Origin of the sequence: Microbacterium sp. LBN7, assembly GCF_045690345.1 — a bacterium.
Classification (GTDB): Bacteria; Actinomycetota; Actinomycetes; order Actinomycetales; family Microbacteriaceae; genus Microbacterium.
In genome coordinates, this window is record NZ_CP147856.1 from 3,851,130 (window position 1) to 3,874,201 (window position 23,072).

Annotated in this window: 23 protein-coding genes and 1 tRNA gene; 13 read left to right on the forward strand and 11 right to left on the reverse strand. The window is 69.0% G+C overall.

The features are described 5' to 3' along the window. Nucleotides 1–7 precede the first annotated feature (7 nt). Both LBN7_RS18685 and LBN7_RS18690 read right to left on the reverse strand, forming a co-directional pair. Nucleotides 8–1,264 (reverse strand): alpha/beta fold hydrolase, encoded by a 1,257-nt coding sequence (locus tag LBN7_RS18685; RefSeq protein WP_407360474.1) that lies wholly within the window; start codon nt 1,262–1,264, stop codon nt 8–10. Beyond that, nucleotides 1,264–3,267 carry a DUF262 domain-containing protein gene (locus LBN7_RS18690; protein ID WP_407360475.1) on the reverse strand — a complete coding sequence of 668 codons (2,004 nt, stop codon included), beginning with the start codon at nt 3,265–3,267 and terminating at the stop codon, nt 1,264–1,266. Before LBN7_RS18690 ends, LBN7_RS18685 begins: the two co-directional genes overlap by 1 nt. A 176-nt stretch (nt 3,268–3,443) precedes the next feature. Here LBN7_RS18690 and LBN7_RS18695 point away from each other — a divergent pair, with 176 nt between their 5' ends. Then, the gene (locus tag LBN7_RS18695; protein ID WP_407360476.1) at nt 3,444–4,217 is read left to right on the forward strand and encodes a hypothetical protein; all 774 of its coding nucleotides are present in this window, start codon (nt 3,444–3,446) and stop codon (nt 4,215–4,217) included. A gap of 195 nt (nt 4,218–4,412) precedes the next feature. After that, a complete protein-coding gene (locus LBN7_RS18700; RefSeq protein WP_116634819.1) occupies nt 4,413–4,916 on the forward strand; it encodes a DUF3145 domain-containing protein in 504 nt (167 codons plus the stop codon). 137 nt (nt 4,917–5,053) lie between these two features. Here LBN7_RS18700 and LBN7_RS18705 read toward each other — a convergent pair whose 3' ends face one another. Continuing rightward, nucleotides 5,054–6,457, reverse strand: coding sequence for a PLP-dependent aminotransferase family protein (locus LBN7_RS18705; protein WP_407360477.1), 1,404 nt, complete (start codon nt 6,455–6,457; stop codon nt 5,054–5,056). Nucleotides 6,458–6,552: 95 nt separating this feature from the next. On the opposite strand from LBN7_RS18705, the gene LBN7_RS18710 reads away from it, so the two are divergent. Then, a complete protein-coding gene (locus LBN7_RS18710) occupies nt 6,553–7,218 on the forward strand; it encodes a YczE/YyaS/YitT family protein (RefSeq protein WP_407360478.1) in 666 nt (221 codons plus the stop codon). Between the two features lie 60 nt (nt 7,219–7,278). On the opposite strand, the gene LBN7_RS18715 is transcribed toward LBN7_RS18710, so the two are convergent. The 6 genes from LBN7_RS18715 to aceE form a co-directional block, all read right to left on the reverse strand. Next, complete coding sequence (locus LBN7_RS18715) at nt 7,279–8,517, reverse strand: beta-ketoacyl synthase (RefSeq protein WP_116634822.1); 1,239 nt, start codon at nt 8,515–8,517, stop codon at nt 7,279–7,281. Nucleotides 8,518–8,610: 93 nt separating this feature from the next. Further along, nucleotides 8,611–8,859, reverse strand: a complete 249-nt coding sequence (locus LBN7_RS18720; protein ID WP_017830435.1) for an acyl carrier protein — start codon at nt 8,857–8,859, stop codon at nt 8,611–8,613. Between the two features lie 67 nt (nt 8,860–8,926). Next, nucleotides 8,927–9,928 carry a beta-ketoacyl-ACP synthase III gene (locus LBN7_RS18725; protein ID WP_341945309.1) on the reverse strand — a complete coding sequence of 334 codons (1,002 nt, stop codon included), beginning with the start codon at nt 9,926–9,928 and terminating at the stop codon, nt 8,927–8,929. Beyond that, on the reverse strand, nt 9,925–10,845 hold the full coding sequence (locus LBN7_RS18730; protein WP_116634824.1) for an ACP S-malonyltransferase: 921 nt from the start codon (nt 10,843–10,845) through the stop codon (nt 9,925–9,927). The genes LBN7_RS18725 and LBN7_RS18730 overlap by 4 nt, the downstream gene beginning before the upstream one ends. Before the next feature lie 100 nt (nt 10,846–10,945). Next, nucleotides 10,946–12,148: a CdaR family transcriptional regulator gene (locus LBN7_RS18735; RefSeq protein WP_116634825.1), complete on the reverse strand. Its 1,203-nt coding sequence runs from the start codon at nt 12,146–12,148 to the stop codon at nt 10,946–10,948. A 32-nt stretch (nt 12,149–12,180) separates the two neighbouring features. Beyond that, a complete protein-coding gene (gene aceE, locus LBN7_RS18740) occupies nt 12,181–14,907 on the reverse strand; it encodes a pyruvate dehydrogenase (acetyl-transferring), homodimeric type (RefSeq protein WP_116634826.1) in 2,727 nt (908 codons plus the stop codon). 254 nt (nt 14,908–15,161) lie between these two features. Here aceE and LBN7_RS18745 point away from each other — a divergent pair, with 254 nt between their 5' ends. The 8 genes from LBN7_RS18745 to LBN7_RS18780 all read left to right on the forward strand — a co-directional run bounded on the left by LBN7_RS18745 (nt 15,162) and on the right by LBN7_RS18780 (nt 20,050). Beyond that, nucleotides 15,162–15,767 (forward strand): carboxymuconolactone decarboxylase family protein, encoded by a 606-nt coding sequence (locus tag LBN7_RS18745; protein ID WP_341945312.1) that lies wholly within the window; start codon nt 15,162–15,164, stop codon nt 15,765–15,767. Between the two features lie 10 nt (nt 15,768–15,777). Beyond that, nucleotides 15,778–16,671 (forward strand): RNA polymerase sigma-70 factor, encoded by an 894-nt coding sequence (locus LBN7_RS18750; protein ID WP_407360479.1) that lies wholly within the window; start codon nt 15,778–15,780, stop codon nt 16,669–16,671. Between the two features lie 41 nt (nt 16,672–16,712). Continuing rightward, a tRNA-Val gene (locus LBN7_RS18755) sits at nt 16,713–16,785 on the forward strand. 136 nt (nt 16,786–16,921) lie between these two features. After that, the gene (locus LBN7_RS18760) at nt 16,922–17,257 is read left to right on the forward strand and encodes an ArsR/SmtB family transcription factor (protein ID WP_407360480.1); all 336 of its coding nucleotides are present in this window, start codon (nt 16,922–16,924) and stop codon (nt 17,255–17,257) included. Further along, nucleotides 17,250–17,684, forward strand: a complete 435-nt coding sequence (locus LBN7_RS18765; protein ID WP_407360481.1) for an SRPBCC domain-containing protein — start codon at nt 17,250–17,252, stop codon at nt 17,682–17,684. Before LBN7_RS18760 ends, LBN7_RS18765 begins: the two co-directional genes overlap by 8 nt. A 35-nt stretch (nt 17,685–17,719) precedes the next feature. Further along, nucleotides 17,720–18,070, forward strand: coding sequence for a nuclear transport factor 2 family protein (locus LBN7_RS18770; RefSeq protein ID WP_407360482.1), 351 nt, complete (start codon nt 17,720–17,722; stop codon nt 18,068–18,070). Between the two features lie 92 nt (nt 18,071–18,162). Beyond that, the gene (locus LBN7_RS18775; protein WP_407360483.1) at nt 18,163–19,053 is read left to right on the forward strand and encodes a TIGR01777 family oxidoreductase; all 891 of its coding nucleotides are present in this window, start codon (nt 18,163–18,165) and stop codon (nt 19,051–19,053) included. A 43-nt stretch (nt 19,054–19,096) separates the two neighbouring features. Continuing rightward, on the forward strand, nt 19,097–20,050 hold the full coding sequence (locus LBN7_RS18780; protein ID WP_407360484.1) for an L-lactate dehydrogenase: 954 nt from the start codon (nt 19,097–19,099) through the stop codon (nt 20,048–20,050). 13 nt (nt 20,051–20,063) lie between these two features. On the opposite strand, the gene LBN7_RS18785 is transcribed toward LBN7_RS18780, so the two are convergent. Further along, nucleotides 20,064–20,828 (reverse strand): SDR family oxidoreductase, encoded by a 765-nt coding sequence (locus LBN7_RS18785; protein WP_407360485.1) that lies wholly within the window; start codon nt 20,826–20,828, stop codon nt 20,064–20,066. Nucleotides 20,829–20,928: 100 nt separating this feature from the next. Here LBN7_RS18785 and LBN7_RS18790 point away from each other — a divergent pair, with 100 nt between their 5' ends. Continuing rightward, on the forward strand, nt 20,929–21,765 hold the full coding sequence (locus tag LBN7_RS18790; RefSeq protein WP_341945326.1) for a helix-turn-helix transcriptional regulator: 837 nt from the start codon (nt 20,929–20,931) through the stop codon (nt 21,763–21,765). Nucleotides 21,766–21,771: 6 nt separating this feature from the next. On the opposite strand, the gene LBN7_RS18795 is transcribed toward LBN7_RS18790, so the two are convergent. Further along, complete coding sequence (locus tag LBN7_RS18795; RefSeq protein WP_407360486.1) at nt 21,772–22,611, reverse strand: aldo/keto reductase; 840 nt, start codon at nt 22,609–22,611, stop codon at nt 21,772–21,774. A 61-nt stretch (nt 22,612–22,672) separates the two neighbouring features. Between LBN7_RS18795 and LBN7_RS18800 the strand changes: the two genes are divergently transcribed. Next, on the forward strand, nt 22,673–23,056 hold the full coding sequence (locus LBN7_RS18800) for a YchJ family protein (RefSeq protein ID WP_407360487.1): 384 nt from the start codon (nt 22,673–22,675) through the stop codon (nt 23,054–23,056). Nucleotides 23,057–23,072 lie beyond the last annotated feature (16 nt).

Genomic DNA, 23,072 nt, shown 5'->3' on the forward strand with positions numbered 1-23,072 from the left:
GATATCCTCAGCGGATGCGCCGCCCGTGGGCGAGGTCGATGAGGTGCGTCAGCACGGGCCCTGAACGGAGCCCGTTGTGCTCGTGCTCGCTCGTGATCCAGAGCTCGACGCCGGGGAGCAGGCGGGCGGTCTCGAGCGAGAACTCCATCGGCACGTAGACGTCGTTGACGTAGACGGCGGCGGCGCCGGTGGCCCCGGAGGCCGAGATGGCATCTGCGTCGTAGATGCTCGGCCAGACGAAATCGGCGAGCTCGAGCGCGACATCGCGCCACGGCTGGAACGCGGGGACGGTCTCGGTCCACTCCCGACGGATGTGCTCGCCCGTGAACAGGGTCGGATCCTCGCGGAAGTCGGTCGGCTCGGTCCGCTCCGCCGACCAGCGGGTGGCGTCTCCGTCGGCGTAGCTCGACTCATGGAACGCGAAGTACATCGGATTGCGCCCGTCGTACGGCATCGCGTGCATCAGGTCGTGGCGGAAGGCGTTGGACCGCGGATCGCGCTCCAGCAGGGACCACACGGTCTGCCAGCCGTCGTTCGTGCCGAGGGCGGAACCCAGCGAGCGCAGGCGCGAGCGCGAGACGACCTCGCCGTCGGGCAGGACGATGTCGCCGGCATCCGCTCGGTCGACCAGGCGGCGCATCGCGTCGCGGTGCTCAGGGAAGCGACGGTAGTACCGCTCGGATGCCGCGCGCATCTTGTCGTAGCAGAGCGCGTAGACGTCGTCGGGGTGACGACCCACGGCGCTCAACCCTCCGGTGATGAACACCTGCTGCAGGGAGTCGGCATCGGTCGACAGGTACGCCAGCGTCGTGAAGCCGCCGAAGGACTGGCCGAGCACGCTCCAGGTGGCGGCTCCCAGGTGCTCGCGGAGCGCCTCGCAGTCGCGGACGATCGCGTCGGCGCGCAGGTGCGTGAGATGCTCGGCGACGGCCGAGGCGCCCCGAGCGAGATCGTCGTCGCCGACCGGGGTAGATCGGCCGGTGCCGCGCTGATCCAGCAGGACCACGCGGTAGTGGGCGAGAGCCTCGTCCAGCCACGCGGGTGAGGCGGGGGAGTGGAACGGGCGCGGCGCCTCGTGACCCGGTCCGCCCTGGAGGAACACGAGGAACGGAAGTGTCTCGCCGCCCTCGCGCGACACGACGGCGGCGAACACGTCGATCGTCCGGTGATCGGTCGGGTCGCCCCAGACGAGGGGCACGGTGAGCGTGTGCTCCTCGACCGTCAGGTCCATCAGCCGGCGCGTCGTTTTCTTCGCGGTGGTCATCACATCACATTCCCGATGTACGAGTACTTGACGAAGACCTCCGAGGCGATGCCGGACTCCTCCAGCACGCCCTGCACGGCGGTCATCATGTAGTTCGAATCCCATCCCATGTAGAGGAAGTGGGTGTCGTCGAGGTCATCCCACTGTCCCTTCCATGCCATCTCGTCGTAGATGGGGCCGCCGTGGCTCGCGCAGTAGGCGAGGGCGGCGGCTCTGCTGTCGGTCCACGCGCGGCGGAACACGCGGTTGAAGAGGTACTTGACGTCGGGGACGTCCCAGCGCTCTCCGCGGTATTCGACGTAGTCGAACTCGCGCTCCCAGCCGGCAGGCCAGCCCCGACGGCGGACGGCGTCCAGGATCGGGGTCAGGCCGTCGTCGTCGATCTCCGGAAGCGCCGGGCGCGCCCAGATGCGCAGCAGGTCGGAGGTGAGGGAGACGGTGCGCTGCGTGATCGCCGCTGTGCCCCAGGAGGCCGTCTCGCCCACGGCTCGGGTGGCCGGAACCACGCTCCGTGCGTAGGCATCGACGCGCTTGATCGGATAGGAGGCGCCGAAGACACGCTCGGCCAGCGGCTGCTCGAGCAGGGTGAGGTTGCCGAGAGTGGGGGCGAGCGCGCGATGGCTGTTCTGCTCGTCTTCCGAGTACTCGCTCCACGGACGCCGTCCGTCACCCGACCAGGTGTCGCCGGGCACTGCGGGCGCGATGTGCTCCACGTCGAACCCGTCGATGTCGTCGACGCCCTCGAGGCGCCCGAGCACGTAGGCCGCATGCGGCAGCTCGCTGTACTTCAGCACGGCGCTCACACGCTCGTCCGACGGCGTGATGCGGGCGAACGCGCGTGCGAGGGCATCGCGGCCCGCATCGCGCGCCCGGCACAGCCGCGCGATGAGACGCTCACCCGGCAGATTCACGAGCGTGCGGCGCAGGTGCATCGCCTGGATCCACTCCAACGTCTCGATGAGCTCAGCGCGATCGATGACGCCGCGGGCGTGGTCGCTGTACGCGCTCATCACCAGCGGATAGGTCGAGCGGCCGAACGTGTTCACGGAGCGGAGCTGGCGGGCGATCTCCTCGTCCTTCTCCCGCGACGGATCGAGCAGGACTCCGTAGATCTCGGCGAAGTGCCGCCAGTTCTCGGCATCCGCCTGCAGGTGGGCGACGTCGACGCGGGGGAACGACCGGCGGAACGCGCTGTACACGCCGTGCTCGCCGTTCGCCGCCAGCTCGCGCCCCGTGGTCATCACGAGGTAGTGCCGCCAGAACGCCCCGATCGCCTCGCCCGTGTGGCGTTCGATCGGCAGCCAGAACCGGGCCTCCACATCGAGCTGCTCGGCGTGCGTCAGCCCCATGAGGATGTAGTTGTGGATGAGCTCGTGATCGCGCAGAGGCTCTCCGGTGGAGTTCAGGCTCTCGAAGATCTGCTGCGCGTTCGCCCGGGCGCCGAGCGTGATCGAGACGTGCTCGAGCTTCTGCAGTCCGCGCCAGATGCGGGGGGCCTCGTCAGCATGGATCTGACTGCGGAAGAAGGCGTAGTTGTCGTCGAAGCGGGACTCGCGATCGACGTCGTCGCGGCGGTCCAGCACCACCGACTCGTACAGGTCGGCCCAGGCGTCGTGCGGTCGCAGCTTCGTGCGTCCGGGCTCATCCGGTCGCACCAGCACGCGTTCGAGCTCCGCCGCCATCGTCGGGTCTCCGTCACGGACCGCGTGGTGCAGAGCGGCGACGAGCAGCATCAGGGTCGTGATGCGCTGCTGTCCGTCGATGAGGATGAGGTCGGAGCCGGGTTCCGGCCCGTCCTGTGCGGAGAGGATCGATCCGATGAAGTGCCGATGCTCGTCGTCTTCGCCGGCCACCGCACGGATATCGGAGAGAAGCCGCTCGCAGCCCCCGATGTCCCACCGGTACTGCCGCTGATACACCGGCACGACGATGCTCGTCGTCCCCGCCGCGAGCCACTCGATCGTGTTGACTGCTGTCGCCTCGACGTTTGTCGCACAGCTCATGCTGGTGTCTCGTCCTCCCGTTGCACAGGGCACCGAGGACTCGCCGGGCGCCCCCGTCAGTCTATTCGGTTATGCACGGCGGACCTCCGGGGAGCGCCCGCCGGTCGCTGTTAGGCTTGCCTTATCAGGGCCTGTTAAAACGTGCTGGCCCCCGATGAAAGGATCTGACTCAGATCATGGGATACATCAAGTCCGCTGCCCTCGAGGAAAAGGGATTCGTCGTCCTCGACAGCTACAACCAGGAGCTCGACCCCAAGGAATGGCTCGACATCGAGTACAACGACTGGAAGTCGTCCGGCGACACCCGGTTCGCCCCGCTCGCGAGCGCTTTCGGTGACATCGAATGCAACGGCTTCTGGAACCACAAGCCGCCGCGCACCGACAAGGACGGCGTCTGGATCGACTCGCAGACGGCCAAGGCGCCGAACCTGACGCGTCGCGCCCAGGAGCCGGGCGCCAACGTGGGGCGCTGCCGCGTCATCGAGCTGCAGCCCACGCCCTATGGCGACTGCCTCTACAACCTGCACCAGGACGACAACAACCGTCTGAACCCGGACGGGACCGGCTGGGTCGTCCGCGGGTTCTTCAACCTCACCGACGACAAGGACAGCTACTTCGTCCTGCGCGAGAACCGCACCGACCCGGGCATCGAGTACCGCATCGCTCTGCCGGCGGGTGCCCAGCTCATCGTCGACACCCAGCGCCTGTGGCACGCCGCCACGCACAACGGCGACGAGCCGCGCTACTGCCTGATCACGTCGTGGACCTCGGGCCCGGAGCTCGACGCCTACATCGAGAAGTACAACGGCACCGACGACGTCCCCAACTACGAGGTCGACCAGGAGACGCTCGAATTCGGCTACGCCGAGCAGGCCCGCAAGGACGCCGCTCGTGCCGCGTACTACGCGGCCAAGGGCCAGCAGGTCAAGCAGGCGATGAGCGAGGCGTAAGCCCGTTCCCGGGGTCGCCGACCCCATCGCAGCACGGAGAGCCCCGGTCGCTTCGACCGGGGCTTCTTCGTGCCCGAACTACATGCTTGTGATTTCGGCCCGACTGGGCGAGAATGGGCCCATAACCGCATATTCTCGCCACTCTCGTGGGTTTCAGGTCGTTGGGGAAGACGCACCTGATGAAACGGAGAGATCATGGCGACGGCTTACGCACGCGGAGTGGTTTTCGTCCACTCTGCGCCTCGCGCGCTCTGCCCGCACCTGGAATGGGCGGTAGGACGCGCCATCGGGCGCGCGGTCAACTTCGACTGGACCGAGCAGCCCGTGCTCGACGGTGCCCGTCGCGCCGAGTTCTACTGGGACGGACCTGTCGGCACCGGCGCCGCTCTCGCGACCGCGATCCGCGGTTGGGAGCATCTCCGCTTCGAGGTCACCGAGGATCCGACTCCTCGCAGCGACGGCGGCCGCTGGCTGCACACCCCCGATCTCGGCATCCATTACGCGCAGACGGATGCCGCGGGCAACATCGTCATCGGCGAGGATCGCATCCGCTACGCGATGGAGATCTCCGCAGGGAACGCGGTCGAGCTGCAGCGCGAACTGGACATCGCGCTCGGCTCGGCCTGGGACGAGGAGCTGGAGCCGTTCCGCCATGCCAGCGACGACGCGCGCGTCGTGTGGCTCCACAAGGTCGGCTGACGCCGGCGAGAGACCTGGAGCGGGGGAGGCGTGAGTATCGGATGCCGGTGATCCGTCCCGGACGCTGAGAAGACGTATCCCCGCTTCACATGACGAGGACCCCGCCCCGGAAGAGGCGGGGTCCTCGTCACGCTGTGTCAGATGACGGCTGCGCGGGGCAGAGCGTCGAGCTGCGAGACCTCCCCCTCCCGCACGTCCGTCCACGCGAGACGCAGCCGTTCCATCGCCTCATCCGTCCGCGCAGGCGGGAGCGTGATGGGAATACGAAGACGCCGTTCGAGCACGCCGCCTGTGGTGAACCTCGGTCCTGGCGGCAGGATCAGTCCGTGCTCGCGCGCCGCGAGAGACAGCATCGTCGAGACGGGAGCGCCGAGATCCACCCATGCGGAGAGCCCTCCGTCGGTCTGCGGCATGCGCACGCCGTCGATGCGTTCGAGTCCCTCGGCGACGGCCGCGCGTCCCGCCGCGAGCCGCGAGCGGACGTGTGCGGTGAGGGCGGGCATCTCGGTGAGGAGCTCGATGGCGATGCACTGCTCCAGGAGTGCGGTGCCGAGTTCGAACGACGGCCGCACCGCGAGCAGTCGGGAGATCACGGAGCGCTCCGCGCGGATCCAGCCGATGCGCATGCCGCCCCAGGCGATCTTCGACATCGAGCCGACCGTGATGACGTGCGGTCCGAACGCGGCCAGGGGGAGTGGGCGCCAGCCGCGATCGATGTCGAGCTCGACGGTCGTCTCGTCGACGATGAGCTGGGTTCCGGTGTTGCGCGCCATCGCCGCGATGAGCGGACGATCGGCGTCCGGCAGCGTGGCGCCGGTGGGGTTGTGGAAGTCGGGGATCAGATAGGCGACATGAGGGCGGCTCTGCAGCAGCAGGTCGGAGAGGTGCGCCGTGTCCCACCCGTCGACGTCGACCGGAGTGGGGAGCAGGCGGTAGCCGTACCGGCGTATCGCCTCGAGGGCGTGCGGGAACGTCGGCTGCTCGACGACGGCGCGCTCTCCGCGTCTGCCGATCGTGGCGAGCACCAGGTTGAGGGCGTTCAGGGCACCGGAGGTGATGATGATCTCCTCGGCCGTGGTCGGGACGCCGCGCTCGGTGAATCGCTGTGCGACGGCATCGCGGAGCTCCGGCATGCCTCGCAGGGAGTAGCCGCTCGTGCCCCGCAGAGCGGCCAGCCGTGGCAGCGAACGCACCGTCGCGTCGTAGAGCCCCGGTGTCGAGTCCATGGAGGCGATGGACAGGTCGATGGCCGAATCGTCCTCATGCTCCCGGGGTGAGACGTACTCGCGGGGGAGCGCCACCCGCGTTCCGCCGCCCTGTCGGCGGGAGACGTATCCATCGCCTTCGAGCAGGTCGTATACCCGAGTCGTCGTCGATCGCGACCGGCGCAGCTCGACGGCGAGAGCTCGCTCGCTGGGCAGGCGCTCACCGACCGTGAGTCTTCCGTCGAGGATCAGGGCGCGGATCCGCCCCGCGAGCGCCGCCGCTGTCGCCCCGGCGACGCTCTGCGCGCCGAGCTGGTCCACCAATCGAGAGGTCACTCTTCCAGCATGCCCGAAACTGGCCTGGTGAAAGCAGACCACTTTTCGAAGACTGGCCTCGTCATCACCAGCGGACGGCCCTCCACGATGAAGAGATGAGCATACGTTCCGTCTTCCTCCCCGTCACCGCCACGAGCCGCCGCGACCTCGCTGAGCGCCTGGTGCAGCTGGTCGTCGGGCTGGTGCTGTACGGCGTCGCGCTCGGACTCATGGTGCGCGGCGGGATCGGAGTCGCTCCGTGGGATGTGCTGTCGCTCGGTGTCGCGGCGCAGAGCGGACTGGGCTACGGCGCGGTCACGAATCTCGTCGCCGTCGTCGTGCTGATCCTCTGGATCCCGCTCCGGCAGCGGGTGGGAATCGGCACACTGCTCAATGCGCTGCTGATCGGCCCGAGCGCGGATCTCACGTTGGTCCTGGTCCCCGCGCCCACGTCCATCTGGTGGGGTGCACCCCTGTTCGCCGGGGGACTGGTCCTCCTCGCGTTCGCGACCGGTCTGTACATCGCGGCGGACTTCGGACCAGGACCACGTGACGGGTTGATGACCGGCCTCGTGCGCCGGACCGGATGGAAGGTCTGGATCGTGCGCACAGTGATCGAGGGCAGCGTCCTGATCATCGGCTTCCTGCTCGGAGGACCGGTGGGTGTCGGCACCGTCGTCTTCGCGCTCGGCGTCGGCCCGCTGATCGGCTGGTTCCTGCCGCGCATCACCGCGCTGCGCCAGGAGCGCTCTCGTCGACTCGCGACGAGCGTGCGCCCCTGAGCGGAGTGGGACGAGAAGAGGCCCCGGGAGGATCTCCCGGGGCCTCTTGACGAGCGACGGTCAGTCGCCGTTGGAGAACACGGCAACGGCGTTGTGGCCGCCGAAGCCGAACGAGTTGCTGATCGCGATCTGCGGTCCGTCCCCGAGCGGCGTCGGCTCGCCGGAGAGGCGGAACGGCACGGCCGGGTCGGGCTCGGTCATGTTGATCGTCGGAGGGGCCACACGATCGCGCAGGGCGAGCAGCGAGAAGATCGCCTCCAGGGCGCCGGTGCCGCCGAGCAGGTGGCCCGTGGAAGCCTTCGTCGCGGAGACGGGGATCTCGTCGAGCCGCTCGCCGAAGACCTTCTTGAGCGCCACGTACTCGTTGGGGTCGCCGACCGGGGTCGACGTCGCGTGCGCGTTGATGTGCGTCACCTGGTCGGGGGTCACGCCGGCCTCTTCCAGCGCCTGCGTGACGGCACGTGCGGCGCCGTTGCCCTCGGGGTCGTTCCCCGTGATGTGGTACGCGTCGGCCGTGACGCCGCCGCCGAGCACGTAGCCGTAGATCTTCGCGCCGCGGGCCTTGGCGTGCTCCTCGGTCTCGAGGATCAGCGCGGCGGCGCCTTCACCCATGACGAATCCGTCACGGTCGATCGCGCCGGGGCGAGACGCCGTGGCGGGGTCGTCGTTGCGACGCGACAGCGCCTGCGCGGACGCGAACGAGGCCATCGTGATCGGGTGGATCGCCGACTCGGTGCCGCCGGCGATGACGACGTCGGCGAGGCCGTCCTGCAGGTGGTGGTACGCGTGGATGATCGACTCGGTGCTCGAGGCGCAGGCGCTCACCACGGTCTGGGCGTAGGCGCGCGCCTGGAACTGGAGCGAGAGGTTGCCCGCAGCGGCGTTCGGCATGAGCATCGGGACGGTGAGGGGCATGACGCGCCGCGGGCCCTTCTCGCGGAGGGTGTCCCAGGCGTCGAGCAGCGTCCACAATCCGCCGATGCCGGTGGCGAAGTCGACGCCGAGGCGCTCGGGGGCGACCTCGGGCGAGCCCGCGTCGGCCCAGGCCTCACGCGCGGCGATCAGCGCGAACTGCGAAGACGGGTCGAGCCGCTTCGCCTCGTGGCGGGGCAGGACCTCCTCGGGGCGGACGATGGCCTCGGCGGCGAACGTGACGGGCAGCTCGTACTGCTGCACCCAGTCGTGCTCGAGGGCCCGGGTGCCGGACACGCCTGCGAGCAGGTTGGCCCAGTTCTCCGGAGCGGTCCCGCCGATGGCGGAAGTGGCGCCGATGCCGGTGACGACGATGCGCTTGGTCATGGTGTGGTTCCTTGTCGGGCGGGGGTGGAGCGGAGTTCGGGCAAGGCAGAGGATGCCACGCCCCGCGGATGCGGGGGTGGCATCCTGCGGGGATTACTCCTGGCCTGCGACGATGAAGCTGACGGCGTCGCCGACGGTCTTGAGGTTCTTGACCTCGTCGTCGGGGATGGTGACGCCGAACTTCTCCTCGGCGTTGACGACGATCGTCATCATCGAGATCGAGTCGATGTCGAGGTCGTCGGTGAACGACTTCTCCAGGGCGACCTCGGAGGCGTTGATGCCGGTCTCGTCGGTGATCAGCTCTGCGAGGCCAGCGAGGACCTCATCGTTGGTGAAAGCCATGTGGTCTTCCTCTTTCTTACGGGTTGTATTCGGAACCGTGGAACAGTCTAGGGAAGGTCGCGCGATCTCAGGGGAGGACGACGACCTGTGCGGCGAAGACGAGGCCGGCGCCGAAGCCGATCTGCAGTGCGAGACCCCCGGAGAGCTCGGGGTGCTCAGCCATCAGCCGGTGGCTCGCGAGCGGGATCGACGCGGCCGACGTGTTGCCGGTCGTCTCGATGTCGCGCGCGATGACCGTGGTCTCCGGCAGCTTCAGCTGCTTGGCGAACTCGTCGATGATGCGCATGTTGGCCTGGTGCGGGATGAAGGCGGCGATGTCGGCCGGCTGGACACCGGCCTTCTCGAGCGCCTCGCGGGCGACCTTCGCCATCTCCCAGACGGCCCAGCGGAAGACGGTCTGCCCTTCCTGACGCAGCGTCGGCCACGGCGCCTCGCCGTCGCGGAACTCGGTGAGAGTGGCGTTCATGCCGACGGCATCGGCCTTGGAGCCGTCGGAACCCCACACGGCCGGGGCGATGCCAGGCGTGTCGCTGGGGCCGATGAGGGCGGCGCCAGCGCCGTCGCCGAGCAGGAACGAGATGCTGCGGTCGGTCGGGTCGACGACGTCGGAGAGCTTCTCCGTGCCGATCACGAGGGCGTAGCGGGCCGCTCCGGCCTTGATCAGGGCATCGGCCTGCGCGACCGCGTAGGCGTACCCCGCGCACGCGGCGTTGATGTCGTACGCCGCGGCGGGGTTCGCTCCGACCCGGTCGGCGACGATCGCGGACACCGAGGGGGTCTGCTTGGGGTTGCTGATCGTCGCGACGATCACGAGGTCGACCTGATCGGCGGGGATGCCGGACTTCTCGATGGCCTCGGCGGCCGCTTCGGTGGCGAGATCGATGGCGTCCGTGCCCTTGTTCGCGCGAGCACGCGTGATGATGCCGGTGCGCTGGCGGATCCACTCGTCGCTGGAGTCGATCGGGCCGATGAGGTCCTCGTTGGGCACGGCGTTCTCTCCGCGCGCGGCACCGAACGAGTAGATGCGCGTGTAGGCAGGGCCGGCGACCTGGGCGAGGGTGATGCTCATGCGGCTTCTCCGTTCAGCAGCGCGACCGCCGCATCGAGGTCTTCGGGGGTCTTCACGGCGACGGTGGGTACACCGCGGAGGCCGCGCTTGGCGAGTCCGACCAGGGCACCGGCCGGAGCGAGTTCGATCAGACCGGTGATGCCGTGGTCGGCGAACGAGCTCATGCACAGGTCCCACCGCACCGGGGAGGACACCTGGTCGACGAGGTGGGAGAGCGCCTGAGCGCCGTTGTCGACGACCGAGCCGTCGCGGTTGCTCCACAGGGTGATGGAGGGGTCGGTGGGCGTCACGGTCGCCACGGCGTCGCGCAGAGCGGCCACGGCCGACGCCATGTACTCCGTGTGGAACGCACCGGCGACCTGCAGGGGGATCACCCTGGTTCCCTTGACGGGCTGCGTGGCGAGGGCCTCGAGCCCGGGGAGCTCGCCGGCGACGACGAGCTGGCCGCCGCCATTGTAGTTCGCGGGGGAGAGCCCGAGCTCGGTGAGCCGCTCCAGGACCACGGCCTCGTCGCCGCCGAGGACCGCGCTCATGCCGGTCGGTGTCTGCGCTGCGGCATCCGCCATCGCACGACCGCGGATGCCGACCAGGCGCATGCCCGTCTCGGCGTCGATGACGCCGCTGCCGACCAGGGCGGCGATCTCGCCCACCGAGTGTCCGGCGGTTCCGTCCGCGCGGCGACCGGCCCGGGCGGTCAGGGCGTCAGCCGCGATGAGTGAGGCGGCGACGATCAGCGGCTGCGCGATGCGCGTGTCGCGGATCGTGTCGGCATCCGACACCGTGCCGTGTTCGCGAAGATCGACCTCCGCGGCGTCCGAGTATGCGGCGAGGCGCTCGGCCACCCCGTCGAGCTCGAGCCAGGGGGCGAGGAATCCGGGGGTCTGCGAGCCCTGTCCAGGGCAGACGACGACAATCACATCCTCAGTCTGCCAACGTTTCGCGCCGAACGGTGGATGATCCATCACAAGATTCCGAAGAACCCTTGTGTGTGGCGTACAGACCGCGTGATCGTCGGCCTCAGCGCTGCGGTCGGCGGAGAGCCGGGCGACGGCGTGTCTGATCCGTCACTCCGATGGAGCCGAGGATCAGCGCGGTCTGGAGGATCAGCGCCTCGCGCGGGCCCGTGGCATCCCAGCCGATGACCTCGCTCACGCGCTTGAGGCGGTAGCGCACGGTGTTCGGGTGGACGAAGAGCTCGCGGGCGGTCGCCTCGAGGGAGCGGCCGTTGTCGAGGTAGCTCCACAGCGTCGTCACGAGGTCGGTGGAGTGCGCCTGCAGCGGGCGGAAGATGCGTTCGATGAGGGTCTGCTTCGCGAGCGGATCGCCGGCGAGAGCGCGTTCCGGCAGCAGATCGTCGGCCTCGACGGGTCGCGGCGCGCTGCGCCAGGCGCGGGCGACGGCGAATCCGGCCAGGGCGGCGCGGGCGCTCTGGCTCGCGTCCACGAGTGCGGCGACCGCCGGGCCGAGCACGACGTAACCGGGCCCGAACGAGGGCTCGAGACGCGTGGCGATCTCCTGGAAGCCGAGCTCGTCCTCGACCTCTTCGGTGTCCTGTCCGGCGATCCTCGCACGGCCGAGGACCAGCACCAGGCGCGAGCCCTGCACGCCGATGAGGACGTCGACCGCGAGCTTTCGGGCTGTGCGACGCACGAGGTCGACATCGAACTGCGGGGGAGTCGTGCCCACCAGGACGGCGACCTCTCCGTGGCCGTGCCAGCCGAGTGCCGCGATGCGGCTGGGCAGCTCCTCATCGGCCTCGCCCGTGAGGATCGAGTCGACGACGAGGGCCTCGAGCCGCGCGTCCCAGAGCCCGCGGGCCTCGGCGGCGCGCGCGTACACGTCGGCCGCCGCGAACGCCACATCGCGAGAGTAGAGCAGGATCGCCTCGCGGAGATCGTTGCCGCGACCGGCGACACGCTCCTCGGTGACCTCGACCGTCACACGGATCAGCTGCAGCGTCTGCTGGAGGCTGACGCTGCGCAGCAGCTCCCGTGGTGCGGCGGCGAAGATGTCGGCCGCGATCCACGGTGTCGAGGTCGGATCCTCGTACCACTGGATGAACGAGGTGATGCCCGCCTGCGCCACCAGCCCGACCGCGGAGCGGCGGGCCGGTGGCATATCGGCGTACCAGGGGAGGGTGTCTTCCAGCCGCTTGATCGTCACCGAGGCGATGTCACCGGAGATACGGCGCAGCCAGGTGAGCGTGGCGGTCTTGTCCATACCGCTGGAAGACGAAGCTGTCACCGAGGGGCTCAGCTCTCCCCGCCCGCGTTTCCGCTGGTGCCGGCATTCACGTCGTGCAGGCTGTACTTCTGGATCGCCTGCGCAGCGAGTGACCGGTCGACCACGCCGTCTTCGGCGAGCGACTGCAGCGTGCGGACGACGACCGACGGGCCGTCGATCTTGAAGAAGCGACGCGCAGCGGCACGGGTGTCCGAGAAGCCGAAGCCGTCGGCGCCGAGCGTGGCGAAGCGGTTCGGGACCCACGGGCGGATCTGGTCCTGCACGGCGTGCATGTAGTCGCTCACAGCGACGACGGGACCTTCGGCGCCCTGCAGCTTCTGGGTGAGGTAGGCCGTGTGCGGCTCCTCCTCCGGGTGCAGGAAGTTGTGCTCGTCGGCGGCGAGGCCGTCGCGGCGCAGTTCGGTCCAGGAGGTGACCGACCAGACATCGGCGATCACGCCCCAGTCGTCCTTGAGCAGCTGCTGAGCCTCGAGTGCCCAGGGGAGTCCGACGCCCGACGCGAAGAGCTGGGCGCGCGGGCCCTCGCCTTCGCCCACCGACACGCGGTGGATGCCGCGCACGATGCCGTCGACGTCGACATCCGCCGGCTCGGCCGGCATCACGATCGGCTCGTTGTAGAGGGTGATGTAGTACATCACGTTCGGGTCCTCGTGGTTCCCGCCGTACATGCGCTCGATACCGGAGCGCACGATGTGCGCGATCTCGTAGCCGTAGGCCGGATCGTACGAGATGGTCGCCGGGTTGGTCGCGGCCAGCAGGTGCGAGTGGCCGTCGGCGTGCTGCAGACCTTCTCCGGTCAGCGTCGTGCGACCGGCGGTGGCACCCATGATGAAGCCGCGCGCCATCTGGTCGCCGGCAGCCCACTGGGCGTCGCCCGTGCGCTGGAATCCGAACATCGAGTAGAAGAGGTAGACCGGGATCAGCGGCTCGCCGTGCGTGGCGTACGAGGTTCCGGCGGCGGTGAAGGCCGCGAGTGCGCCGGCCTCGTTGATGCCGACGTGCACGATCTGGCCCTGCGGGCTCTCCTTGTAGGCGAGGAGCAGCTCACGGTCGACCGACGTGTAGTGCTGACCGTTCGGGTTGTAGATCTTCGCGGTCGGGAAGTACGCATCCATTCCGAAGGTGCGCGCTTCGTCGGGGATGATCGGCACGATGCGGTGGCCGAAGTCCTTCGAGCGCAGGAGGTCCTTGAGCAGGCGGACGAACGCCATGGTGGTGGCGATCTCCTGCGTGCCGGAGCCCTTCTTGGGGAGGGCGTACGCCGTGTCGTCCGGCAGAGCCAGGCCGACGTGGGTCGTGCGGCGCTCCGGGAGGAAGCCGCCGAGTTCCCTGCGGCGCTCGAGCATGTACTGGATCGTCTCGTCCTGGGGTCCCGGGTTGTAGTACGGGGGCAGGTACGGGTTCTCCTCGAGCTGCGCATCCGTGATCGGGATGTGCATGGCGTCGCGGAACGTCTTGAGGTTGTCCAGCGTCATCTTCTTCATCTGGTGGGTCGCGTTGCGGCCCTCGAAGTGCGGACCGAGGCCGTAGCCCTTGACGGTCTTGGCGAGGATGACGGTGGGCTTGCCCTTGTGCTCGGTCGCGGCCTTGAAAGCGGCGTAGACCTTGCGGTAGTCGTGGCCACCGCGCTTGAGGTTCCAGATGTCGTCGTCGGAGTAGTCCTTGACGAGGGCGGCTGCGCGCTCGTCGCGGCCGAAGAAGTGCTCGCGGATGTACGCGCCCGACTCGGCCTTGTAGGTCTGGTAGTCGCCGTCGGGGGTGACGTTCATGAGGTTGAGCAGCGCGCCCTCGGTGTCGCGGGCGAGCAGGTCGTCCCATTCGCGACCCCAGACGACCTTGATGACGTTCCAGCCGGCGCCGCGGAAGAACGACTCGAGCTCCTGGACGATCTTGCCGTTGCCGCGCACCGGGCCGTCGAGGCGCTGGAGGTTGCAGTTGACGATGAAGGTCAGGTTGTCGAGACCCTCGTTGGCGGCGACCTGCAGCTGGCCGCGGCTCTCGACCTCGTCCATCTCGCCGTCGCCGAGGAAGGCCCAGACGTGCGAGGCGGAGGTGTCCTTGATGCCGCGGTTCTCGAGGTACTTGTTCGACATCGCCTGGTAGATCGCGTTGATCGGTCCGAGACCCATCGAGACGGTCGGGAACTGCCAGTACTCCGGCATGAGGCGCGGGTGCGGGTACGACGGGATGCCGTTCGGCGCGTGCGACTTCTCCTGGCGGAATCCGTCGAGCTGATCCTCGGTCAGGCGGCCTTCGAGGTAGGAACGCGCGTACGTTCCGGGGGAGGCGTGCCCCTGCACGAAGATCTGGTCGGCCCCACCGGGGTGGTCCGCGCCCTTGAAGAAGTGGTTGAAGCCCACCTCGTACAGTGCGGCAGACGAGGCGTAGGTCGAGATGTGGCCGCCGACCCCGATGCCGGGGCGCTGCGCGCGGTGCACCGTGATGGCCGCGTTCCAGCGGATCCAGGCGCGGTAGCGACGCTCGACCTCTTCGTCGCCGGGGAACTCGGGCTCGTTCTCCGGGGCGATGGTGTTGATGTAATCCGTGGTCGGAACCATCGGAACGCCCAGGTGCAGCTCCTTCGAGCGCTTGAGCAGGCTGAGCATGATCTCGCGACCACGTCCGTGGCCCTTCGCATCCACCAGCTCATCGAGCGACTGCTGCCACTCGCCGGTCTCTTCCGGATCGCTGTCCTGGGGGCCCTGGGAATACGGATCCTGGTCGTGCACGGTCACGGGGCGAACCTTTCGTCAAGCTGGCAGGTCATGCCAAGGAAACGGGAAGCGACGCGGGCAGCCTTGTCGGCTGTGCACAACGCGCGCCGGGTTCAGCCTATCCCTCTTCCACGACACGGGCGCGCACCGGGTCCCCGAGCGCGGATCGGCGGATGCCGACGGGTCGGGCGAGTCAGATGTCACATCCCGGGCGCGGGCGGTGTCTCCGTGTGGAAGGCCCGCAGAACGGCATCCGAATCGAAGGAGACAGGAACATGAGCAGCAGCACGACCCGCATCCCGGCGGCCGAAGTCACCGGGGTCTACGGCGCGATGGTGAAGGTGTTCGCGAAGAAGATGATGGGCCGGGTGCCCGAGTCGGTCGGGGTGCTCTGGAACAACCCCGCGGTCATGAAGGACGCGATGGGCATCGGCCGGAAGACCGAGAGCTGGTCGGAGCTCGACCGAGACCTCGCGTCGTACGCGGCGATGGCGGCCGCAGCGACGATCGGCTGCAGCTTCTGCCTCGACTTCAACTACTTCATGGGTCACAACCACGGCCTCGATGCGACGAAGATCCGGCAGGTGCCGCGCTGGCGGGAGGCGAGCGTCTTCTCACCGGTCGAGCGCAGGGTGATGGAGTACGCGGAGGCTGCAAGTCAGACGCCGCCGGCCGTCACGGATGAGCTCTCCGATGCGCTGCTGGCCGACCTCGGACCCGCGGCTCTGGTCGAGCTCGCGGCGCGCGTGGCGTTCATGAACATGAGCGCCAGGATGAACGTGGCCCTCGGCATCCACTCCGAGGAGTTCGCCGACGCATGCGGGCTGCCTCCGCTCGCGGAACGGCAGGTCGTCCGAGAGCACATCGGCGACACTGCGTAGGCTCGCGGACATGGACCGCGTCGTGAGCGCCGTCGACGACCCGTTCGTCGTGCACCGCAATCTCCTCTTCACCGTCGCCTACGAGATGCTCGGGTCGGCGGCGGATGCCGAGGACGTGCTGCAGGAGTCCTGGCTGCGCTGGGCGGCGGTCGACCCGTCGACGGTCGCGGCGCCGAAGGCGTACCTCGTGCGGATCGTGACGCGGCAGGCGCTCAACCACATCCGCTCCACCTCGCGGCGCCGGGAGGACTATGTCGGCGAGTGGCTTCCCGAGCCGCTGCTCACGGCGCCCGACGTCGCCGATGATGTCGAGCTGGCTGAGAACCTGTCGATCGCGATGCTCACCGTGCTGGAGACCCTGAGTCCCGCCGAGCGCGCGGTCTTCGTGCTGCGCGAGGTTTTCGATGTGCCATATGACGAGATCGCCGACGCCGTGGCGAAGACCCCCGCGGCGGTGCGGCAGATCGCCCACCGCGCGAAGGATCATGTCGCGGCCCGCCGCCCGCGCGTCCGCGTTGTGCCCGCCGAGCATGAGCGCGCGGTCGACAGGCTCGTCGCCGCGCTCAACACCGGCGACATCCAGGGGCTCATGGACGTCCTCGCTCCGGATGTGGTGTCTGTCGCGGACGGCGGCGGCAAGGTGCGCGGTGCCGCGCGGCGGCCGCTGGTCGGCGCGGACACGATCGCCCGCTACCTCATCGGCGGCCTCGCCAAGGTCGCCGGCGCCGTCCATGCGGCGGCGACGACGATCAACGGCCAGCCGGGGATCCGGGTGGAGATCGACGGAGAGCTCGCCGGGATCGTGACGATCACGGTCGAGGACGGGCGGATCACCCGGATCTACTCCGTCGCGAACCCGGACAAGCTCGGACGCGTGGACCTCGAGGTGCCGCTGGTGCGGTGACGACCATCTCGGAGCTGTGTCGTCGATAGGATGATCGGGAAGGGCCTTTAGCTCAGCTGGTAGAGCGCCACGTTTACACCGTGGATGTCGTCGGTTCGATCCCGGCAGGGCCCACCGTTCCGGATCCCTCAGGCACCTTTTCGCTCGCGCACTCGCCTGCCCCGGCTCGAGTGCGTCCGCTCCACCAATACTCTTGAGTACAAACGCGCATTTGTGCTACGGTCAGCCCATCCGAACGAAGGGGAGACCGATGAGTGCCGACGCCGTTGCCGATCTCGACCTGGCGCTACGCGCTCTGGCGGATGGGAACCGGCGCGCGATCCTCCGGGAGATCCGCTCCGCTCCGTTGCCCGTCGGTGCCATCGCGGATGCCGTCGGTCTCTCTCAGCAGACGACCTCGCATCACCTCGGCGTCCTGCGGCGAGCGGGGCTCGCCGCCAGCACCCGCGAGGGGACGCGGCACCTCTTCGCTGTCGACACCGACGGCCTGGCGGCCGTCCGCTCTTACCTCGATGACTTCTGGCCCGACAAGCTGGCCGCACTCAAGGCGGTCATCGAAGCGCGTGAAGGTGCGGAGCGTGGCTGAGTTCCGCGACTCGATCGAGATCGCCGCCGCCCCGGAGACGGTGTTCGAGTATCTGGTCACGGCGGAGGGCATGACCGCCTGGATGGGCCAGTATGCCGAGCTCGACCCGACGCCGGGCGGTCGGTTCGCCGTCGACATCGCCGGACACGCCATCCGGGGCGAGTACCTGCGTGTCGAGCATCCGCGTCGCGTGGTCGTCTCCTGGGGAGTCGCCGGGAGCGAGACGCTTCCCGCCGGATCATCGCGCGTCGAGTTCACTCTCACTCCGACCGGTACCGGCACGCGCGTCGAGCTGACCCACTCCGACCTTCCCGACACCGAGGTGCGCGGACATGCGCACGGCTGGGCGCACTTCCTCCCGCGTCTCGGCGCCGCAGGTGTCGGCGGCGATGCCGGCACCGACGACTGGCGTCCGCTCGACTACTGAACACCCGCCCATCCCGGAACGGCAAGGAGAACAGCATGGATACGGCATTCGACATCGTGCAGGGGTATCACCGCGCGTGGACCGGCGGTGACGTGGAGCAGGCGATGACCTTCGTCGCGGATGACATCACGTGTCGCGCGCCCGGAGTCGACCTGCAGGGCAAGGAGGCGTACGCCCGATACATCGGCGGGTTCGCGCCCACGCTGACCGGCATCGGGGACATCGCCGAGTTCTCCGACGGGGATCGTGTCGCGCTGTTCTACTACCCCCGGACCGCTGCGACGTCGACCGCTCCTGCCGCCGAGTACTTCACGGTTCGCGACGGGAGGATCAGCGAGAGCATCCTCGTGTTCGATCGGCTCTCCTACGGGCCGCCGCGTCCGTGAACCTGTGCGGATCCGGCCCTGCGGTTAGTCTGGACAGCACTCATCCCGTGCGCGATCGGCCGCGGCAGAGGGACTGAACTCCAGGAGCGACTATGGCTCGACGCATCGTCATCAGCGGGGCATCCGGACTGATCGGCGGCGCGCTGGCCTCATCGCTCCGCGCCGACGGCATCGACGTGCTGACGCTCGTCCGTCGCCCGCCCCGCGATGCGACCGAGTCGCAGTGGGCGCCGGGGGAGCGCGAGCTCGACCCCGACGTCATCGCCGGAGCAGAGGCCGTCATCGCCCTCGGCGGCGCGAGCGTCGGACGGCTGCCCTGGACGCCTCGGTACAAGGAGGAGCTGGTCGACTCGCGTCTGAAGAGCACGCGCACGCTCACGACCGCTCTGCGGGCGTTGAGGCAGGATGCTCCCGCCCTGATCTCGGCATCCGCCGTCGGCTACTACGGCTCGGCCCCGGGCGAGCAGCTCACCGAGGACTCGCCTGCGGGCGACACGTTCCTCGCAGAGCTCTGCGTGCAGTGGGAGGCCGAGGCGCGCCGCGCCGAGGACCAGACCAGGGTGACTCTGCTGCGCACGGCCCCGGTGATCCATCGGCAGGGAGTCCTCAAGCCGCTGATCCAGCTCACGCGCTTCGGCGTCGCGGGTCCCATCGGCCGAGGCACGCAGATCTGGCCGTGGATGTCGCTCGAAGACGAGGTGCGAGCGATCCGTCACATCATCGACCAGAAGATCGCCGGACCGGTGAACCTCACCGGTCCCGCTCCCGCGACGGCCAACGACATCGGGCGCGCGCTCGCCCGCGAGATGCACCGGCCGTTCTGGATCCCCGCGCCCGCCTTCGCCCTGCGACTCGTGCTGAGCGCTGCAGCCACCGATTCGCTCCTCGTCTCGGATGCCGACGTGCGTCCTGCGGTGCTCGAGAAGACGGGCTTCGTCTTCACGCATCCCACGGCCGCCGAGGCGGTCGCCTCCGCGGTCTGAGACGTTCTCCCGCATCGAGGGCTCCGACTGCGAGACTGAGCGCATGGAGATCATCGAGAACTCGAAGCTCACGGTCGTCGGTGCGGGAAGCGTGGGCTCGAGCGTCGCCTACGCCGCACTGATCCGCGGATCCGCCCGCCACATCGCCCTCTACGACATCGCGACCGAGAAGGTCGAGGCCGAGGTCCTCGACCTCGCGCACGGCACGCAGTTCACGGGCACGAGCGACATCATCGGCGGCTGCGACATCTCGGTCGCGGCCGGATCCCACGTGGTCGTGATCACCGCCGGCGCGAAACAGAAGCCCGGCCAGACGCGCACCGAGCTGGCCGAGGTGAACGCCGGCATCATCCGCAGCATGATGCCGGCGCTGCTCGAGGTCGCCCCGCACGCGGTGTATGTCATCGTCACGAATCCGTGCGATGTGCTCACGGTCATCGCGCAGGAGGTCAGCGGGCTGCCGCCCGAGCGCGTCTTCGCCTCGGGAACCGTCCTCGACACCTCCCGCCTGCGCTGGAAGCTCGCCGAGCGCGCCGGCGTATCGACCGGGAGCGTGCACGCCCACATCGTCGGCGAGCACGGAGACACCGAGTTCCCGCTGTGGTCGCGCGCCACGATCGGCACGGTCCCGATCCTCGACTGGGAGGTGCCGGGGCATCCGCGATTCACTCTCGAGGAGCTCCAGGCGATCGCCGTCGACGTGCGAGACGCCGCGTACAAGGTGATCCAGGGGAAAGGCGCGACGAACTACGCGATCGGGCTGTCGAGCGCCCGCATCGTCGAGGCGATCCTGCGCGACGAGCACGCCGTGATGCCGGTCAGCACGGTGCTGCGCGACTTCCACGGCGTGGACGGGGTGGCGCTCTCGGTGCCGTCGATCGTGAGCGCCACCGGCGCTGTGCCGATCCGGAGCACGTCGTTCTCCACGGAGGAGCTCGACCTGCTCCGTCACTCGGCGACCGCGCTCGAGGGAGTCAGGGCGACCCTGGGCGCCTGAGCCGCCCGCCGGGTCAGCGACCGTGCGGGTCGCGACTGTTCAGCGTGGCGACGACCTGGTCGTAGTCGCCGCGCGCCTCGCCGTAGCGGAGGAACTTGACGTTCTCGACCTGGATCTCGGTCGCCTCGGGCTGTGACTCCAACAGATGCATCACCTCGGCGATGAAGGCACCGAGCGGCATCGCGAAATCGCTCTCCCGCTGACCGGGCATCAGGTCGGTCTGCACGGACGGCGGCTCGAGCTCCACGACCTTCACGGTCGATCCGTCGAGCTGGAGCCGCAGCGACTCGCTGAGCATGTGGATCGCGGCCTTGCTGGTGTTGTAGCTCGGCGTGGCGCGCAGGGGAGCGAAGGCGAGCCCGGACGACACGGTCATGATGGTCGCGTCGGGCACGCTGCGCAGATGCTCGATGAACGCGCCGATGAGGCGGATCGGACCGAGCACGTTGGTCACGATGGTCTCCTCGGCCGTCGCGAGGAATCCGGACGGCTGCGACCAGTCCTCGACGCGCATCACGCCCGCCATCGTGATGACGACGTTCAGTTCGGGGTGCGCCGCGATGACCTCGGATGCCGCGGCACGGATGCTCTCGGCATCCGTCGTGTCGATCTGTACCGTGTGGATGCCGGGATCCCCCGCGGCGATCTCCTGCAGGAGCGCGGTGCGGCGCCCGCCGACGATCACGGTGTTCCCCTGGGCGCGGAGCGCGCGGGCGAGGGCCAGGCCGATGCCGCTCGTGGCACCGGGGATGAAGATGGTGTTTCCGCTGATGTTCATGCCTTCAGCGTCGATCAGGTACGGGGCGCCCACCAGAGAGCGCTCATCCAGGGATCCGCGGTCCCTGGATGCCGACCTCCGCGGGAGGGATACTTCAGAGGTGGATCGAGAAGCGCTGGCCGAGTTCCTCCTGCGGCGACGGGAGATGCTGCAACCCTCCGATGTGGGGCTGAGTCCGGGCGTGCGCCGACGCACCCCCGGACTGCGCAGGGAGGAGGTCGCACAGCTCGCGACCATGTCGACCGACTACTACACGCGCCTGGAGCAGCAGCGCGGCCCGCAGCCGAGCCCGCAGATCCTCACGGCTCTCGCGCGGGCTCTCCGGCTCACCTCGGATGAACGCGACTACTTGCATCGCGTCGCCGGCTACAGCGCCCCGGATCGAGCAGCTGTGACCGACTACGTGCGCCCGGGCATGCTCCGCATACTCGACCGGCTGCACGACGCTCCGGCTTTCGTGGTCTCCGTGCTCGATGAGGTCCTGGTGCAGAACGATGCGGCCCGCGCGCTCCTCGGAGACGCGAGCCATCTGGTCGGCCTGGAGCGCAGCGGCATCTACCGGTGGTTCGCCCACCCGGACACCGAGCGGGCGCGCTACCTCGAGAGCGATCACGCTCGGCAGAGCCGCTCGCTCGTCGCGTCGCTCCGCGCCGCGCAGGGTCTGCTCGGCAGCCGCTCGCGCGCCGGCGAGATCGTCCGCGAGCTGACGGAGCGGAGCCCCGAATTCGTGCAGCTCTGGGAGGCTCAGGAGGTGCGCCGACGGTTCGAGGAGCACAAGGTCCTCGTGCATCCCGAGCTCGGCGAGATCGAGGTCGACTGTCAGGCGCTCTTTACCGAGGACGAATCCCAGGCGCTGATCGTGCTGACCGCCGCGCCCGGAAGCGAGGCGGCCGGCAAGCTCGAACTGGTCCGAGTGCTCGGCACGCAGACCGTCTGACCGGGCTCAGGACTCCTCGTGGCTCCGCGGGTCGGCGTCGAACAGCCGTCCGTCCGCACGGCCGAGTGCCGTGATCGCAGCGACCTCCGCGTCGTCGAGGACGATCTCGGCGGCGGCCAGGTTCGAGACCTGATGCTCGAGCGACGAGGCCTTCGGGATCGACACGGTCTCGCGTGCGACGTGCCACGCGAGCACCGCCTGCACCGGGGTGATGCCGTGCGCCGCGGCGACCTCGGCCACCACGCCCTCGTCGACGAGCTCGCGGGCCCGGCCGAGCGGGCTCCAGGCCTCGGTCAGGATGCCGTGCTCGCGGTGGTAGGCCAGCTGCTCCTCCTGCGGGAAGTACGGGTGCAGCTCGATCTGGTTCACGACGGGCCGGACGCCCGTCTCGCGCTCGATGCGCTCGAGGTGCTCCGGAAGGAAGTTCGACACGCCGATCTGTCGGACGATGCCGCGCTCCCGGGCATCCACGAGGGCAGCCCACGCCTGCACGTACTCGTCCTGGCTCGGGTTCGGCCAGTGGATGAGATGCAGGTCGGTGATGTCGAGTCCGAGGCGCGAACGGCTCTCCTCGATGCTGGCCCGCGCCTTCTCCGTCGGGTGGTGGCGTCCGGGGAGCTTCGTCGTGACGATGATCTCCTCGCGCGGGGCGTCGGATGCTGCGACGCCGAGTCCCACCGATCCCTCGTTCTCGTAGTTGAACGCGGAGTCGACCAGGCGGTAGCCCGCATCGAGGGCACCGGCGATCGACGCGGCCCCCTCGTCGCCGTAGAGCGCGTAGGTGCCGAGGCCGATGGCCGGCAGGGCGAAGCCGTTGTGAGCGGTGAAGGTGGGGACGGTGGGCATCGGGGCTCCTTCGGTGCGGGGGTCACTTCAGAGTACGGCGTGACCTGCGATGCTGGCTCCCATGAGCGAGCCCTCACGCTGCCCGTGCCTCTCCGGGAACACCTTCGAGTCGTGCTGCGGACCCCTGCTCCAGGGCGCGCCGGCGCCGACGGCGGAGCGTCTGATGCGATCGCGGTTCACCGCCTTCTCGCTCGCCGACGCCGGGCACCTGCTGCGCACGTGGCATCCGTCGACCCGACCCGGATCCATCGAGTTCGACCCTGAGCTGAGCTGGCGCCGGCTCGTCATCCTCGATCGTGCCGCGGGTGGTCCCTTCGATCGCGAGGGCGTCGTCGAGTTCGAGGCGCACTGGCGGCAGGGTGCCGAGCGCGGATCGCTGCACGAGCGCAGTCGCTTCGTCCGCGAGGGACGCGAGTGGTACTACGTCGACGGCGACGTGGAGTGATGGGCGGATGTCGCCG

Excerpts from the sequence above, each read along its gene's own strand:
- LBN7_RS18690 (WP_407360475.1), bottom strand. The coding sequence starts at position 3,267 with ATGAGCTGTGCGACAAACGTCGAGGCGACAGCAGTCAACACGATCGAG.
- LBN7_RS18745 (WP_341945312.1), top strand. The coding sequence starts at position 15,162 with ATGAGCAGCAGCACGACCCGCATCCCGGCGGCCGAAGTCACCGGGGTC.
- LBN7_RS18785 (WP_407360485.1), bottom strand. The coding sequence starts at position 20,828 with ATGAACATCAGCGGAAACACCATCTTCATCCCCGGTGCCACGAGCGGC.
- LBN7_RS18685 (WP_407360474.1), bottom strand. The coding sequence starts at position 1,264 with ATGACCACCGCGAAGAAAACGACGCGCCGGCTGATGGACCTGACGGTC.
- LBN7_RS18710 (WP_407360478.1), top strand. The coding sequence starts at position 6,553 with ATGAGCATACGTTCCGTCTTCCTCCCCGTCACCGCCACGAGCCGCCGC.
- LBN7_RS18750 (WP_407360479.1), top strand. The coding sequence starts at position 15,778 with ATGGACCGCGTCGTGAGCGCCGTCGACGACCCGTTCGTCGTGCACCGC.
- LBN7_RS18715 (WP_116634822.1), bottom strand. The coding sequence starts at position 8,517 with ATGACCAAGCGCATCGTCGTCACCGGCATCGGCGCCACTTCCGCCATC.
- LBN7_RS18800 (WP_407360487.1), top strand. The coding sequence starts at position 22,673 with ATGAGCGAGCCCTCACGCTGCCCGTGCCTCTCCGGGAACACCTTCGAG.
- LBN7_RS18775 (WP_407360483.1), top strand. The coding sequence starts at position 18,163 with ATGGCTCGACGCATCGTCATCAGCGGGGCATCCGGACTGATCGGCGGC.
- LBN7_RS18700 (WP_116634819.1), top strand. The coding sequence starts at position 4,413 with ATGGCGACGGCTTACGCACGCGGAGTGGTTTTCGTCCACTCTGCGCCT.
- LBN7_RS18735 (WP_116634825.1), bottom strand. The coding sequence starts at position 12,148 with ATGGACAAGACCGCCACGCTCACCTGGCTGCGCCGTATCTCCGGTGAC.
- LBN7_RS18720 (WP_017830435.1), bottom strand. The coding sequence starts at position 8,859 with ATGGCTTTCACCAACGATGAGGTCCTCGCTGGCCTCGCAGAGCTGATC.
- LBN7_RS18695 (WP_407360476.1), top strand. The coding sequence starts at position 3,444 with ATGGGATACATCAAGTCCGCTGCCCTCGAGGAAAAGGGATTCGTCGTC.
- LBN7_RS18780 (WP_407360484.1), top strand. The coding sequence starts at position 19,097 with ATGGAGATCATCGAGAACTCGAAGCTCACGGTCGTCGGTGCGGGAAGC.
- LBN7_RS18795 (WP_407360486.1), bottom strand. The coding sequence starts at position 22,611 with ATGCCCACCGTCCCCACCTTCACCGCTCACAACGGCTTCGCCCTGCCG.
- LBN7_RS18725 (WP_341945309.1), bottom strand. The coding sequence starts at position 9,928 with ATGAGCATCACCCTCGCCCAGGTCGCCGGCCCTGCCTACACGCGCATC.
- LBN7_RS18760 (WP_407360480.1), top strand. The coding sequence starts at position 16,922 with ATGAGTGCCGACGCCGTTGCCGATCTCGACCTGGCGCTACGCGCTCTG.
- LBN7_RS18770 (WP_407360482.1), top strand. The coding sequence starts at position 17,720 with ATGGATACGGCATTCGACATCGTGCAGGGGTATCACCGCGCGTGGACC.